Consider the following 14,805-nt stretch of genomic DNA (forward strand, 5'->3'; position numbering starts at 1 on the left):
CCCGATGACGGGGCACGGCCGTGTGTGAGAGGCCAGAATCAGCCGTGTTTCTGGGCCATGGCCCCGATGGTGGGGGCCCGGCCGTGTGTGTGAGAGGTCAGAACCAGCCGCGCTTCTGGGCCATGGCCTGGAGGCCGCCGCGCAGCGACTGCTCGACCTGGCCCGGGTGGTCGTTGTAGTGGATGGTGAAGCGGCTGTAGCTGTCGTGGCTGGAGGACAGGAAACCGCCGCGCTTGTCGGCCTCCAGGATGACGTCCATCGCCTGGGGGCCGGCGATGAAGGTCAGCTCCAGCTCGTTGAAGTGGCGGTGGTACTCGCCGCCCGCGTAGTACTCGATCTCCTGGAAGAACGGCATCCGCGAGCCGTGCAGGGTGCCCCGCTCCAGGTCGGCCTTCTTGAAGCGGAAGCCCATCCGGTCCAGCGCGCCGAGCAGGTGGTCCTGGGCGGGCAGCGGGTTGACGAACAGCGGGTCGAGGTCGCCCTTGTCGAGCGCGCCGGCCAGGGCGAGCTCGGTGGAGACGCCGAGCTGCATGCCGCGCAGCGGGTGGCCGCCGATGGCGCTGATCGGGGTCTCCCAGGGGACCTGGATCTGGAAGGGGGCCGACTGCGGGGCGCCCGCGGCCAGGTGGAACGGCCCGGTGATCTGCTGGCGCAGGAAGCTGTAGGTCGACTTGTACTCGTTGTCGCCGCTCTCGACCTCGACGACCGCGGTGAAGTCGATGAAGATGCCCTCGACCCGGTAGTCGGAGCCGCCGCCGCGGAAGTTGACCTGCCCGCGCAGGACCTCGCCGGGCCGTACGTGCGAGTTCTGCAGGACCGTGTCGACCTCGACACCCGCCCCGAACGCGGCCATCAGCTTACGGAACACCATCTTGACTCCAGGTTTTCTCAGGGGATTTGGTTCGGCGGGGCGACCTGGCCGTTGCCGCCGCCCAACTGGGGCAGGAGCTGGGCCAGAAGCAGGGTGGACAGTGCGGAGGTGTCGCCGGAGGCGCCGGTGGTGCGGACGACGACGGGACGAGGTGCGCTCTCCGCGAGTTTGGCGCCCACGTCGAGCCTGCGGCGGGCCAGCTCGTACTGGAGCACGGCGCGGTTGTCACGGTAGGAGTCGGCCAGCCTGCGCAGCCCCTTCGCCTCGTTCTCGGCGGAGGTGAGCTCGGCCCGGCCCCTGGCCTCGATCTCCCAGCGCACCCGCTGCGCCTCGGTCTCGTGCTCCTCCAGCATGCGGGCGACGTCCTTACGCGCCGTGTTGGCGGCGGCGCGCACCTCGACGATACGCGCGTCCCGCGTCTTCTTGGCGCGTTCGATCTCCATCAGCAGGGTGTCGATCCTGCGCTTGCGGGTGAGCTCCCACTCGCGCTCGAAGGCCGACAGCTCCTTGGCGACCTTCTCCCGGGTGGCCAGGTGCTGCTGGTACTGGTCGGGCAGCTGCACGTCGGGGATGTTGGCGCCGGTGATCCGCACGCCGTACCGGCCGAGCTGGCGGGTGAGGAGTTCCTGCATGTCGCCGACGTCGGAGCCGCGCAGGTCGTAGGCGCGTTCGGTCCGCACCAGGCGGCTGCGCTGGCGGATGGCGTCCTGTACGGCGCTGCTGAGCACCAGGTCGAAGTTGCCGGCGCCGATCGTACGGACGAAGGCCACCGGGTCGACGATGCGGAACTTCAGGAAGAACTCGATCGACTTGAGCGGGACGTTCTCCGCGGTCGGGCAGGCCACGATCGGCGCGGAGTAGGGGATCTCGGTGGAGGTGTCCACCACCGCGTCCACCCGGTCCCACGGCAGCCACAGGTAGTGGCGGCCGGGAGGCAGCGTGCCGACGATCGCGCCCCACCGGCTGCGCACGCCGGTGGTGCCCTCCTCGATCTCGATGATCGCCCGGCGCCAGAGCCAGATCAGCGCCACCACCAGGAAGAACACCGCGCCGACCGCGGCCAGCAGGGAGAACACCCCGTCGGCCAGCGCGGCGGTGCCCGCCAGGTAGAGGGCGAAGAACAGCAGCGTCACCCAGGCGAAGCCGCGCCGGTCCTTGGGGATCACCACCGGGACCAGCTGGCCCGACTCGCCGCCGCGCAGCAGCTGGCGGATCTCCGACCAGGAGGCCAGAGATTCCTTGATCTTGGAGAATTCTCCGTTGCTCACTGGGTCCTCACCGCTCCTCGTTCGCCTCGTGGTCCGTTCCGGTGCACGTCAGTCCTCGTCTCGTACCGGAGCGGCGACGTCGGCGGGGGGATTGAGCAGGGCGGTGATCTCCGCCCCGCGCTCCTCGACGCGGCCGCCGATCTCGGCCATCCGGGCCCTGATCGCGGCCATGTCCGCCTCGGAGAACAGCTGTGCCTCGCGGCTGCCGACCAGCTGCCTGGCCAGCGCGAGCAGGTCGAGGTCGACGTCCTCGCCGACCTGCACCAGGCGCGGCAGGTGCGAGGCGACGGACTCCAGCTTGTCGAGCAGGTCCTGCTGGAACCGGTAGTCGAGGATCTCCGGCGCTTCGGCGGCGCTCAGCGCGCGGATGTCCAGCGCCTGGGCCTCCAGCAGCGCCGCGTTGGCCTTGGCGGTGGACTCCGCCTCCACCAGCCGCTGGCTCGCCTGGGCCTTCGCCTGGTGCGAGGCGCGTTCCAGCGCGGTGTCCATCCGGGCCTGGTATCCGGCGATCTCGGCGTGGATGGCCGACAGCTGCTCCTGCAGCCCGGCCAGCTCCTTGATCAGGTCACCCTCGTTCTGCTCCTTGCGCAGCTGGAGCTCGTACTCGTAGGTGTACGCCTCCTTCGCGACCCTGATCATCTCGGGGGCGGCGAGGTCCATCCGGTACTCCTGGCTGGACGGCTCGGCGTGCGTGATGTTGACGTCGGTGAGCCGTACGGCGGGCAGGAACTGCTGGTTGAGGTTGTCCAGCATGCCCATCGTGCTCTCGCCGACCAGGTCGTAGATCTCCTCGGCGCGCTGGGAGTAGATCAGCGAGCGGGTGACCTCGCTGATGGCGTTCTGCAGCTTGGCCTGGAAGCCGCTGACCGAGCCGAGCACGAAGATGAACTCGGCCGGGTCCTCGATCCGGAACTGCAGGAACAGGTCGACGCTGGCCTTGACGCCCTGCTGGGTGGGAGCCTCGCGGATGGGCGCGTTGAAGGGGTACTCGCGGGTGGTGTTGACGATGTAGCTGACCCGCTTCCACGGGTTGAACAGCGTCACCCGGCCCGGCTCGGCGATCTGCACGAGCTTGCCGAACTTGGTGATCAGGGCCTTGCAGCCCTCGGGCACCATGACCACGCTCCTGCGCCACCACAGGAACACCGCGGCCAGCACCAGCACGGCCCAGTAGTGCGGGCCGAACAGCACCCGTGCCCCGTCCGGGAGGCCGGTGGCGACCAACCCGACCAGGCCGAGGCCGGCCAGCACCACCAGCGGGATGATCACCTTGGCGGCACCGCTCTTGGGGATGACCACGGGGGAGATGACGTGGACGGACTCGCCGTGCTGGCCCTTGCCGCCGAAGCTCCGGTTGACGATCTCGCCCGCCTCGTTGAGCGGCGCGCTGCGGGCCTCGATGACCGTGCCCGGGGAGGCGCCCTGGTCACGGGCGGCCGCGAAGTCGGAGGGGTTGAGCGCGAAGCCCGCGTTCCCCGAGCCTCCGGAGTCACCCGGTCCACCGTTGGGCTGCCCTGTCATCTGGCCCGCGAACTGTCCGACGGCCTGCCCGACCACCTGGCGCATGTCGCCGCCCTGCCCTATCGTCTGGGCCGCGGCCCTCGCGTACTGCATGGCTTCTCTTGGCCGGGACATCACACCTCCGAGGTAGTCGTATGTCGAAAGCTCGATATATCACGCTTTGTGAGCGCAGGCACGTCGACCAGTAAAGGGGACCTCGCTTGCGGTTCACTTGCTTCGCGGTTAATCCGGGTGCCCCGGTGAGGGACCGTACGGAGAAGGATTGTCGGTCACGCCGCCTACAGTGGAACAGGTGAGGCCGGTAACAGATTTGCAGCGCAAGGTGGCCCCCTTCGAGGTCGTCACCGACATGACCCCTTCGGGCGACCAGCCCACCGCGATCGCCGAGCTCGAACGGCGCGTCAAGGCGGGTGACAAGGACAACGTCCTGCTGGGCGCCACGGGTACGGGCAAGACCGCCACGGTCGCCTGGCTGATCGAGCGCCTCCAGCGACCCACCCTGGTCATCCAGCCCAACAAGACGCTCGCCGCCCAGTTCGCCAACGAGCTGCGCGAGATGATGCCCAACAACGCGGTCGAGTACTTCGTCTCCTACTACGACTACTACCAGCCCGAGGCGTACGTCCCGCAGAGCGACACCTACATCGAGAAGGACTCCTCGATCAACGAGGAGGTCGAGCGGCTGCGCCACTCGGCGACCAACTCGCTGCTGACCCGCCGCGACACGATCGTGGTCGCCTCGGTCTCGTGCATCTACGGCCTGGGCACCCCGCAGGAGTACGTCGACCGGATGGTCAGGCTCAAGGTCGGCCAGGAGATCGAGCGCGACAGCCTGCTGCGCCGCCTCGTCGACATGCAGTACACCCGCAACGACCTGGCCTTCACCCGGGGCACCTTCCGGGTGCGCGGCGACACCGTCGAGATCATTCCCAAGTACGAGGAGCTCGCCGTCCGGATCGAGATGTTCGGTGACGAGATCGAGAAGCTCTCCACCATGCATCCGCTGACCGGCGAAGTGATCACCGAGGACACCGAGCTCTACATCTTCCCGGCCTCGCACTACGTCGCGGGCGCCGAGCGGATGGAGAAGGCCATCCGGGGCATCGAGGCCGAGCTGGCCGAGTCCCTGGAGACCATGGAGCGCCAGGGCAAGCTCCTTGAGGCCCAGCGGCTGCGCATGCGCACCACCTACGACCTGGAGATGATGCGCCAGATCGGCAGCTGTTCCGGCATCGAGAACTACTCGCGGCACATGGACGACCGCGAGCCGGGCAGCGCGCCCAACACCCTGCTCGACTACTTCCCCGAGGACTTCCTGCTGGTCCTGGACGAGTCCCACCAGACCGTCCCGCAGATCGGCGCGATGTACGAGGGGGACGCCTCCCGCAAGCGCACCCTCGTCGACCACGGCTTCCGCCTGCCGTCCGCGATGGACAACCGCCCGCTGAAGTGGGAGGAGTTCCTGGAGCGGATCGGCCAGACGGTCTACCTGTCGGCCACCCCCGGCCCCTATGAGCTGGGCCGCTCCAAGGGCGACGTGGTCGAGCAGGTCATCCGGCCGACCGGCCTGATCGACCCCGAGGTGATCGTCAAGCCGACCAAGTCGCAGATCGACGACCTGATCCACGAGATCCGCACCCGCACCGAGAAGGACGAGCGGGTCCTGGTCACCACGCTGACCAAGAAGATGTCCGAGGACCTCACCGACTACCTGCTCGAACTCGGCATCCGGGTCCGCTACCTGCACAGCGAGGTCGACACCCTGCGCCGCATCGAGCTGTTGCGCGAGCTGCGGATGGGCGAGTTCGACGTGCTGGTCGGCATCAACCTGCTCCGCGAGGGCCTCGACCTGCCCGAGGTGTCGCTGGTGGCCATCCTCGACGCCGACAAGGAGGGCTTCCTCCGTTCGGAGACCTCCCTGATCCAGACCATCGGCCGCGCGGCCAGGAACGTCTCCGGCCAGGTGCACATGTACGCCGACCGGATCACCCCCTCCATGGAACGGGCGATCGACGAGACCAACCGCCGCCGGGCCAAGCAGATCGCCTACAACGAGGCCAACGGCATCGACCCGCAGCCGCTCCGCAAGAAGATCGCCGACATCCTCGACTCGCTCAGCCGGGAGGACGCCGACACCGCCCAGCTGCTCGGTGGCAGCGGCCGCCAGCAGTCGCGCGGCAAGGCACCCGTCCCCGGTTTCGCGGTCAAGCAGGCGGGCCAGCACGCCAGGGCGATCGCCGGAGAGATGCCCAGGGCCCAGCTGGAGGCGCTGATGGAGTCGCTCACCGAGCAGATGCACCAGGCCGCCGCCGACCTGCAGTTCGAGGTCGCCGCCCGGCTCCGTGACGAGATCAAGGAGCTCAAGCGAGAGGTCCGCGACATGCGCGAGGCCGGGGTCTCCTGACTCACCCGTGGCCGAGGTGGCGTGCACGCGTCCCTCGACCACGGAACCACCGGTGGCTCACCGCGAGGGCGGCTATCGGTATCGTCATTTCTCTGTCACCGAACGTTCACCGGTGACGCGGAAGGCAGGGGGGCGCATGCGGGAGTTTCTGCGTGGTGCGGTGCGGCTGCACATCCTGCACCACGCGGCCGAACAGGATATCCACGGTGCCTGGATGGCAGAGGAGCTGAAGCGGCACGGATATGCGATCAGCCCTGGCACGCTGTATCCGACCCTGCATCGGCTGGAGGCGGACGGGTTGCTGACCTCTGAGCAGCGCACCGTCGAGGGGCGGGTGCGCCGGGTGTATCGCGCGACCCAGGCGGGACGCGCCGCTCTCACCCAGGACCGGGCCGCGCTGGCCGAGTTGGCCCGCGAACTCCTCACCGAGGCCGAGTGGCGGTCCTAGACCACAGGGACGACTGCCGGCACGGGTTTCACACCCGCGGGGTGAACCGGGCCAGGTCGTAGATCCCGAGAGCCTTTTCGATGTCGGCGACCTGGCCGACCACGCCGGTGAACCCGCTCTGGCCGAAGCGGCGGTGCTCCTCGTCCTCGAAGGTCTCTCCCAACCGGAGGAACTCCTTGGCGGGGACGACGTCGCGGAAGACGGGGAAGACGACGGTGTCCTCGCGGGCCTCGTGCGGCTCGTACATCCGGATGAAGGCGGCCATGGCGGCGACCAGTTCGCGGCGATCCCCCGTTCGCGGTGTGGCCGATGCGCCGGTGGCCCGCAGGATGCGGTCGGTCAGGACGCGACCTCTCTGATGCTGAAGCAGTAGAACCGAGACGGTGTCGGTGAGCTTGCCGGCCTCGCGCAGCCGCGGGAACACGTACTGCTCTTCCAGATGCTCGTGGTAGTCCTGGATGAAGTCGCGGATGATGCGCGCCCCGGCGTTCAGCGGCTGAGCCGGCACCGGCTCGCCGCCCTCGATCCGCCGGATCCCCTCCCGGTAGATCAGCAGGACGCGTTTGAGCACCCCGTGTTCACGCATGAGATCTTCCGGTGGTGTCACCGGCGCCTCCTGCTCCTGGGCGGCGGATCCCGACGCGGATGGGGACGCCCCGGCTTCGACCGGGCTCACCGAGCCGCCGCAGGCGGCAAGGGGGAGACCTCCCGCCATGGCGGCGGCGGACAGTCCCAGTAGGTCACGTCGGCGCACCTCGGGCGACTGCGAGCTTCCCATCGGGCCCCCCTTTTTTCTGGCCGCTGTCCCACCGTCCCTGCCTCCGGGTCATTCCCGTGGGGCAGGGCCTCACGCGACGGCCTTGGCAATGCTCCCGTCGACTGCGCACATCGCGGTCACGGCTTTGCCGGCCGGTTCCGGGGTGGGGGGATTCCTGCACGGCTCGACTCGATATCGTGAACCGATATCGAGTTTCGTTTTATGTCGGACGGAGCGTGTGCCATGGCGGAGGTATCGGCCGGAGCCGGGCAGCAACGGCTGGAGCGTCGCCTGGGTCTGGGAGACGCGGTGGTGATCGGCCTGGGTGCGATGATCGGAGCCGGGGTCTTCGCCGCACCGGCCCCCGCGGCCGCCGCGGCCGGATCGGGACTGCTGCTGGGGCTGGCGCTCGCGGCGGCGGTGGCCTACTGCAACGCCACCTCCTCGGCACGGCTGGCGGCGCGCTACCCCGCCTCCGGCGGCACCTACCTGTACGGCCGGATGCGCCTGGGCCCCTTCTGGGGGTACCTGGCGGGGTGGAGCTTCGTGGTCGGCAAGACCGCCTCCTGCGCGGCGATGGCCCTGACCGTGGGCCTCTACCTGTGGCCGGGACACCAGCGGGAGGTGGCCGTGACCGCCGTGGCGATGTTGACCGCGCTGAACTACACCGGGGTGCAGAAGGCCGCGTGGCTGACCCGCACCATCGTCGTGGTCGTGCTGGCCGTGTTGACCGCCGTGGTGGCGGCGGGCCTGACGAGCGGGCCTGCGCGGCCCGTCCTGCCGGACATCGTCTCCGAGGCCGGCGCGGGCGGGGTGTTGCAGGCCGCGGGCCTGCTGTTCTTCGCCTTCGCCGGATACGCCCGCATCGCCACCCTGGGTGAGGAGGTGCGGGATCCCGCTCGCACCATTCCCCGGGCGATCTCCATCTCGCTGGGCGTCACCCTGGTCGTCTACGTCTGCGTGGCCGTCACCGCCCTGGCCGTCCTCGGCCCCCGGCGCCTTGCCGAGAGCTCCGCGCCACTGGCCGAGGTGGTCGCCGCCGCCGGCCTGCCGGCCCTGGGCCCGGTCGTCCGCGCCGGTGCCGCGGTCGCGGCTCTGGGTTCGCTGCTCGCGCTGATCCTCGGGGTTTCCCGCACCACCATGGCCATGGCCAGGGACCGGTACCTGCCGCCCGCCCTGGCCGCCGTTCACCCGCGCTTCAAGGTGCCGCACCGGGCGGAACTCGCCGTCGGCGTCATCGTCGTCGTACTCGTGCTGACCACCGACCTGCGCGGCGCGATCGGGTTCTCCTCCTTCGGCGTCCTGGTGTACTACGCCATCGCCAACGCCTCCGCCTGGACCCTGCCCCCCGGTGAAGGCCGCCCGCCCCGGGCCGTTCCCGTGCTCGGACTGGCCGGTTGCGTCGCGCTGGCCTTCAGCCTCCCGCCGATGGCGGTGCTCACCGGCGGCGCGGTCCTGGTGATCGGGGCCGTTCTGTACGGGGCACGCCAGAGGCTGAGCCGCCGCTGACCCCACCCGGGGTCTCCGCCGCGAGCGGCGACGGCGCGCGCGGGGTCAGCGGAGGTCGTCGGGGAGGGGGCGGTTGATCGTGGTGCGTTTGTAGAGCTCGTCGATCTGGTCCAGCGGGTCGGGGGCCCGGCGGCGGGCCTCGATCTCCAGGTCGGTGCGGTCCTGGATCTGGTCGATGCCCCCGGCCGAGTGCGCCATCTGGTCGTTGCGCAGGTCGGCCCTGATCCGGGCGCAGGACGTGGTCAGCTTGGCGTGGTGCTCGCGCAGGCGGCCCAGCGCCGTGTGGTCGATGTAGGGCGAGACCCGCCGCTCCTGGGCGTAGTGGGCGAGCTGGGCGTCGAGCTGCTCGGCGTGCGTCGCGATCTCTCCCACCAGCTGGGGCAGATCGCCCAGTCCCCAGCCGTCGCGCAGCGCGTGGTCCACCGCCTGGCGGGTCAGGGAGACCTCGCGCCGCAGGTCGAGACGCATCCGTTCGGTCTCCGCGGCGTCACCGGTGCCCATCGCGGCCATGTGGGAGGCGACCCGGGTGGAGACGCTCTTGGCCTTCTTCGTGGCCTTCTTGCCGACCTTGACCAGCAGATAGATCCCGACTGCTCCCAGGAGAAGGAAGAACAGCAGGATCACCAGCAGGATCATGAGGAATTCGCCGATCGGAACCACCTCCCCACGGGGGTTGGACGAGATGTTTAGAGCATAGTCCGCGAGCGCGGTCTCATCGCAGGCTCGGGCCGGTCACCCGGCTCCGCCTCCGTCGCCGTATTCCGCGAATCGCCCACCAGGCGAGCAGCGCCAGCCCCGCCACCACCAGGACGACCAGGACGGGCAGGAAGATCGCCACCAGGCTGATGCCCAGTGCCCCGGCGTCCTCGACGGTGCTGACCACGGGCGCGCCCACCCCGGCCGTGGTGGCGTTCACCACGGGCCTGGCGGTCGTCTTCATGACGTGCACGGCCAGCGCGATCCCGATGCCCAGCACCCAGCTGAGCCAGGGGTTGTGGCTCATCCAGGTCGAGCCGTCCAGCCGGGCCGCGGCCTCGGTGGCGCTGAAGACGACACCGCCGGAGGCCGGGCGGACGACGGTCTGGATCATGTCGTTGACGCTGTCGACCACCGGGACCTTGTCGAACACGAACTCCGCCAGGAGCAGCACGCCGATGATCCCGAGCACCCAGCCGTTGGCGAGCCAGGCGAACTCCTGTGGCAGCCGTACCTGGTCGGTGAAGTTGGCGAGCAGACCGACCACCAGCAGCGGGATGTAGGCGTTGAGCCCGGCCGCGGTGGAGAGCCCAAGGCCCGTCAGTGCCGCGAGCATCGCACCTCCATTGTCCTCTCTGCCCCCTCCAACGTCTCACGGCGGCTGATCGATCCCGCTCGGTTCCCTCTCCGGGTATCGCTCCGGTCTCGGTGGCCGCCCCGGGGAGCCGGAGGGGTCCCGGGTGACCAGGGGATACGGAAAGAGCCCATCGGGCGTCACCGAGGCCGAGAAATCCACCGAAACCGGGGGCGCGCCGAAACAGCTGGAACAGCAGGAACCCGAGGAGGGGAGCCGGTCAGGTGCCGGTGAGGCGGTCGAGGCGCTCGACCGCGGCGGCGAACTCCTCGATCATGTCGTGGACCACCCGGCGGGCCGGTCTGATCTGGTTCATCTGTCCGACGACCTGCCCGACGAAGTAGGTGGCGAGCTCCCCGGCGCCGGGGGAGCCGCTCTCGGCGGCCCTGCCGATCCTGGCCATCGCGCCCTCGGCGAGGAGCATCTGCAGCGGCATCGGCAGCGCGCCCGGGCTCTCCGGGGCCCCGTCCCACTCGTCGGTCCAGGCGGATCTCAGCTGCCGGGCGGGCTTGCCGGTGCGCGACCGGGACCGCACGGTGTCGGAGGAGGTGGCGGCCAGCATCTTCTGCTTGACCAGGGGCAGGGTCTCGGCCTCCTCGGTGGTCAGCCAGACCGAACCGCACCACACCCCCTCGGCGCCCAGCGCGAGCGCGGCGGCCATCTGGCGGCCTCCCGCGATGCCGCCGGCCGCCAGCACCGGGACGTCCACCGCGTCCACGACCTGGGGGACGAGCACCATCGTGGAGATCTCGCCGGTGTGGCCACCCGCCTCGGAGCCCTGGGCCACGATCACGTCGGCTCCGGCGGCGACCTGGCGGCGGGCGTGCTCGACGGTACCGACCAGCGCCGCGACCGGCACCCCGGCCTGCCTGGCCTTTGCCGTCATCTCCGGCGGAGGCGGGCCGAGCGCGCTGGCGATGAGGCCGATCGGGTGTTTGAGGGCCACGTCGATCAGCCCGGTGGCGCCCTCGGCGGTCACCCGGCGGCCCATCTCGTCGGCGCGGCCGGCCGTGGCGCGGGTGAACGCCTCGGCCCCGCCCACGCCGTACTTGCCGAGCAGGTGTGCCACGAAGTCGCGGTGCCGCTGGGGGATGTGGTCGGTGAGGCTGGTGTTCCGGCTGGCGGCCGAGGCGTCGATCTTGCCGGGAACGAGCACGTCCACCCCGTACGGGCGGCCGCCGACGTGTTCGTCGATCCAGCTCAGTTCGGTGTCGAGCTGCCCGGGGGAGTAGGCGACGGCGCCGAGCACGCCGAACCCGCCCGCGTTGGTCACCGCGGCGACCACGTCGCGGCAGTGGCTGAAGGCGAAGAGCGGGAACTCGACGCCGAATCTCTCACAGATCGTGGTCCGCATGAGGTGACCGTAAGTCACAGAACCTTGTTCGGTCCAGTGTCGTGACCGGGTACGGAACCGTGCGGTCGACCTACGCCGGGGAAGGCGGTACGGCCGGTCCGGCCAGGGCGCCGGTCGGCTCCGCGGCCTCGCCCTCCGGGCCGCCGGAGGTCTCCGGGCCGTCAGGAGTCTCCGGGCCGCCGGAGGTCTCCGGGCGGTGGGGAGTCTCCGGGGCGGGAGGCTCCGCGCCGCCGAGGTGGGGTGGCAGCCAGCCTTCGCCGGGCACGTAGTGGCGTACCACCTTGGCGGGGATGCCCGCGATCACACTGTGGTCGGGGAACTCCCCGCGCACCACGGCCCCGCCGGCCACCACGCACTGCCTGCCGATCCGGGTGCCCGGCAGGATGATCGCACCGGTGCCCAGCCATGATCCCGACCCGATGGAGACGGGGTTGTTGCGCGGCCACTGGCGGCCGATCGGCATCTCGGGGTCGTCGTAGACATGGTTCTGGTCGGTGATGTAGACGTACGGGCCGGTGAAGACGTGGTCGCCGATGTCTATCGACTGGTGGCCCACGATGTGGCTGCCCCGGCCGATGGAGCAGCTTCCGCCGATCCGTACGATCGAGTTCGGGCCCAGGTCCACCCCGGGGCCCATGCCCGCGGAGATGGAGACCCGCTCGCCGACCAGGGTGTGGTCGCCGATCTCGATCCAGGCCTCGCCGAAGACGGCCCCGACCGGGAACGACAGGCAGGCGCCCTCGCCGAGGCGCCGGAACCGGTATCCGGCGGGACTGGCGGGGCTGACGGTGCCGGCCGCGCGGATCGCCGCCCAGAGTCGGTGGATCAGGCTGCCCGCGGCACGCCGTACCACCCCACGAAGTGACATAACGGATCAAGTTACTGCTTGGTTAGGTTTGGTAGGAATGCGGGTGGGGGTTGTTCGGGCACTTCGCCGGTACCGTTTGATATTCTGAGAGCCCGTGGACCTGTAGGCCATTCACAAGGGTGTGCCGACTGATCTTCAACACCACGGGAGCCTTCTTGCGCAGCGCCGCACACACCAAGCATCTGTTCGTCACAGGCGGCGTCGCCTCCAGTCTGGGTAAGGGACTGACGGCGTCAAGCCTCGGCCGTCTTCTCAAGCTGCGCGGCCTGCGGGTCACCATGCAGAAGCTCGACCCCTATCTCAATGTCGACCCCGGCACCATGAATCCGTTCCAGCACGGCGAGGTCTTCGTCACGGACGACGGCGCCGAGACCGACCTCGACGTCGGCCACTACGAGCGGTTCCTCGACACCGAACTGCACGGCTCGGCGAACGTGACCACCGGTCAGGTCTACTCCAACGTCATCGCCAAGGAGCGACGCGGCGAGTATCTCGGTGACACCGTGCAGGTCATCCCGCACATCACCAACGAGATCAAGGACCGCATCCGGTCGATGGCCGGTCCCGACGTGGACGTGGTCATCACCGAGGTCGGCGGCACCGTGGGCGACATCGAGTCGCTGCCCTTCCTGGAGGCCGTCCGCCAGGTCCGCCACGAGGTCGGCCGCGACAACGTGTTCTTCCTGCACGTCTCGCTGCTGCCGTACATCGGGCCGAGCGGAGAGCTGAAGACCAAGCCGACCCAGCACTCGGTCGCCGCGCTGCGCAGCATCGGCATCCAGCCCGACGCGATCGTGCTGCGCTCCGACCGTCCGGTCACGAACGCGATCAAGCGCAAGATCAGCCTCATGTGCGACGTCGACGAGGACGCGGTCGTCTCCGCCGCCGACGCCGCCAGCATCTACGACATCCCCAAGGTGCTGCACGCGGAAGGCCTGGACGCCTACGTGGTGCGCCGCCTCGGCCTGCCCTTCAGGGACGTCGACTGGAAGGAGTGGGAGCAGCTCCTGCGCCGGGTGCACCGCCCGGCCAACGAGGTCACGATCGCGCTCGTCGGCAAGTACATCGACCTGCCCGACGCCTACCTGTCGGTCACCGAGGCGCTGCGCGCGGGCGGTTTCGCCAACGACGCCCGCGTCAACATCCGCTGGGTGAAGAGCGACGACTGCGAGACCCCCGAGGGGGCGGCCCGCGAGCTCGACGGCGTCGACGGCGTCCTGGTCCCCGGCGGCTTCGGGGTGCGCGGCATCGAGGGCAAGGTCGGCGCGATCCGGCACGTCAGGGAGAACAAGATCCCGTTGCTCGGCATCTGCCTCGGCATGCAGTGCATGGTCATCGAGGCGGCCCGCAACCTCGCGGACATCGAGGACGCCGGCAGCACCGAGTTCGACGAGGAGACCACCCACCCGGTCATCTCCACCATGGCCGACCAGCAGGACGTCGTCTCCGGCGAGCGCGACATGGGCGGCACCATGCGGCTGGGCCTCTATCCGGCCAGGCTCGGTGAGGGCACCCTGGCCCGCCAGCTGTACGGCATGGCGAAGGTCGACGAGCGTCACCGCCACCGCTACGAGGTCAACAACTCCTACCGCGAGCAGCTGGAGAAGGTCGGCATGGTCTTCTCGGGTCTCTCGCCGGACGGCCGCCTGGTGGAGTACGCCGAGCTGCCCACCGATCTCCACCCCTTCTTCATCGGCACCCAGGCGCACCCCGAGTTCCGCTCCCGGCCGACCCGCGCGCATCCGCTGTTCAAGGGCCTGATCGGCGCCGCCCTGGCGTACGCGGAGACCCGTGGCAGCGTCGCCAAGGCCGGGCGGGGCAAGTGAGCGACACGCGAGAGGGACGGAGCGAGGGCGTCCTGGAGGTCCTGGACGTTCCCGAGGAGTGGAAGGTCACCTCCTCCACCGAGCACTTCCGCGCCCGGGTCATCACCGCCGTCACCGACGCGGTGGTCATGCCGGAGGGCGAGGTCGTCAACCGTGACTACGTGGTCCACCCCGGCTCCGTGGTCGTCGTCGCCCTCGACGACCGGGAGCGGGTCCTGATGATCCGCCAGTACCGCCACCCCGTCAGGCGGCTGCTGTGGGAACTGCCCGCGGGGCTGCGCGACGTCCGCGGAGAGTCCCTGCAGGCGGGGGCGGCCCGCGAGCTCGCCGAGGAGGCGGGCTACCGGGCGGACACCTGGCACACCCTCGTCGACGCCTTCACCTCGCCGGGAATGACCGACGAGCGCACCCGGATCTTCCTTGCCAGGGACGTCGCCCCCATTCCCGAGGGGGAGCTGGACTTCGTCCACCGGCACGAGGAGGCCGACATGCCGGTGGTCTGGATTCCCCTGTCCGACGCGGTTCGGCGTGCCATGGCGGGAATGATCCACAATTCCCAAGCCGTGGCCGGTATTCTCGCCGCATACGCCGCTTCGGCGGATGGATTCGCCTCGCTGCGGCCCGCCGACGCACCGGAGGCATGACAGGA

At 69.8% G+C, this 14,805-nt stretch carries 13 protein-coding genes; 5 read left to right on the forward strand and 8 right to left on the reverse strand.

Going from position 1 to position 14,805, the window contains the following annotated elements; all coding sequences use genetic code 11:
- Positions 1–97 precede the first annotated feature (97 nt).
- Genes AB0K21_RS12860 through AB0K21_RS12870 form a run of 3 tightly spaced genes read right to left on the reverse strand, consistent with a single transcriptional unit; the run spans position 98 to position 3,753 of the window.
- Positions 98–871 (reverse strand): sporulation protein, encoded by a 774-nt coding sequence (locus AB0K21_RS12860; protein WP_343968803.1) that lies wholly within the window; start codon positions 869–871, stop codon positions 98–100.
- 17 nt (positions 872–888) lie between these two features.
- On the reverse strand, positions 889–2,139 hold the full coding sequence (locus AB0K21_RS12865; protein ID WP_343968805.1) for an SPFH domain-containing protein: 1,251 nt from the start codon (positions 2,137–2,139) through the stop codon (positions 889–891).
- A 48-nt stretch (positions 2,140–2,187) separates the two neighbouring features.
- Positions 2,188–3,753: an SPFH domain-containing protein gene (locus AB0K21_RS12870; RefSeq protein ID WP_343968807.1), complete on the reverse strand. Its 1,566-nt coding sequence runs from the start codon at positions 3,751–3,753 to the stop codon at positions 2,188–2,190.
- A gap of 199 nt (positions 3,754–3,952) precedes the next feature.
- Between AB0K21_RS12870 and uvrB the strand changes: the two genes are divergently transcribed.
- Both uvrB and AB0K21_RS12880 read left to right on the forward strand, forming a co-directional pair.
- Entirely contained in the window at positions 3,953–6,064 is a 2,112-nt protein-coding gene (gene uvrB, locus AB0K21_RS12875) for an excinuclease ABC subunit UvrB (RefSeq protein ID WP_343968809.1), read from the forward strand.
- A gap of 136 nt (positions 6,065–6,200) precedes the next feature.
- Positions 6,201–6,512 (forward strand): PadR family transcriptional regulator, encoded by a 312-nt coding sequence (locus AB0K21_RS12880; RefSeq protein WP_343968811.1) that lies wholly within the window; start codon positions 6,201–6,203, stop codon positions 6,510–6,512.
- 28 nt (positions 6,513–6,540) lie between these two features.
- On the opposite strand, the gene AB0K21_RS12885 is transcribed toward AB0K21_RS12880, so the two are convergent.
- A complete protein-coding gene (locus AB0K21_RS12885; protein ID WP_343968813.1) occupies positions 6,541–7,290 on the reverse strand; it encodes a hemerythrin domain-containing protein in 750 nt (249 codons plus the stop codon).
- Between the two features lie 222 nt (positions 7,291–7,512).
- Here AB0K21_RS12885 and AB0K21_RS12890 point away from each other — a divergent pair, with 222 nt between their 5' ends.
- The gene (locus tag AB0K21_RS12890) at positions 7,513–8,778 is read left to right on the forward strand and encodes an APC family permease (RefSeq protein ID WP_364149626.1); all 1,266 of its coding nucleotides are present in this window, start codon (positions 7,513–7,515) and stop codon (positions 8,776–8,778) included.
- Between the two features lie 45 nt (positions 8,779–8,823).
- Here the strand turns inward: AB0K21_RS12890 and AB0K21_RS12895 are convergent, their stop codons facing one another.
- The 4 genes from AB0K21_RS12895 to AB0K21_RS12910 all read right to left on the reverse strand — a co-directional run bounded on the left by AB0K21_RS12895 (position 8,824) and on the right by AB0K21_RS12910 (position 12,330).
- A complete protein-coding gene (locus AB0K21_RS12895) occupies positions 8,824–9,438 on the reverse strand; it encodes a hypothetical protein (RefSeq protein WP_364149628.1) in 615 nt (204 codons plus the stop codon).
- A 52-nt stretch (positions 9,439–9,490) separates the two neighbouring features.
- Entirely contained in the window at positions 9,491–10,090 is a 600-nt protein-coding gene (locus AB0K21_RS12900) for a DUF4126 domain-containing protein (protein ID WP_343968819.1), read from the reverse strand.
- A gap of 238 nt (positions 10,091–10,328) precedes the next feature.
- Positions 10,329–11,462: a nitronate monooxygenase gene (locus tag AB0K21_RS12905; RefSeq protein WP_343968820.1), complete on the reverse strand. Its 1,134-nt coding sequence runs from the start codon at positions 11,460–11,462 to the stop codon at positions 10,329–10,331.
- Between the two features lie 70 nt (positions 11,463–11,532).
- On the reverse strand, positions 11,533–12,330 hold the full coding sequence (locus AB0K21_RS12910) for an acyltransferase (RefSeq protein ID WP_343968821.1): 798 nt from the start codon (positions 12,328–12,330) through the stop codon (positions 11,533–11,535).
- Between the two features lie 155 nt (positions 12,331–12,485).
- Between AB0K21_RS12910 and AB0K21_RS12915 the strand changes: the two genes are divergently transcribed.
- Positions 12,486–14,156 carry a CTP synthase gene (locus AB0K21_RS12915; RefSeq protein ID WP_343968823.1) on the forward strand — a complete coding sequence of 557 codons (1,671 nt, stop codon included), beginning with the start codon at positions 12,486–12,488 and terminating at the stop codon, positions 14,154–14,156.
- On the forward strand, positions 14,153–14,800 hold the full coding sequence (locus tag AB0K21_RS12920) for an NUDIX hydrolase (protein ID WP_343968825.1): 648 nt from the start codon (positions 14,153–14,155) through the stop codon (positions 14,798–14,800). The genes AB0K21_RS12915 and AB0K21_RS12920 overlap by 4 nt, the downstream gene beginning before the upstream one ends.
- The last annotated feature ends 5 nt before the right edge of the window (positions 14,801–14,805 follow it).

It is taken from the genome of Streptosporangium sp. NPDC049248, assembly GCF_040678965.1.
GTDB lineage: Bacteria > Actinomycetota > Actinomycetes > Streptosporangiales > Streptosporangiaceae > Streptosporangium > Streptosporangium fukuiense.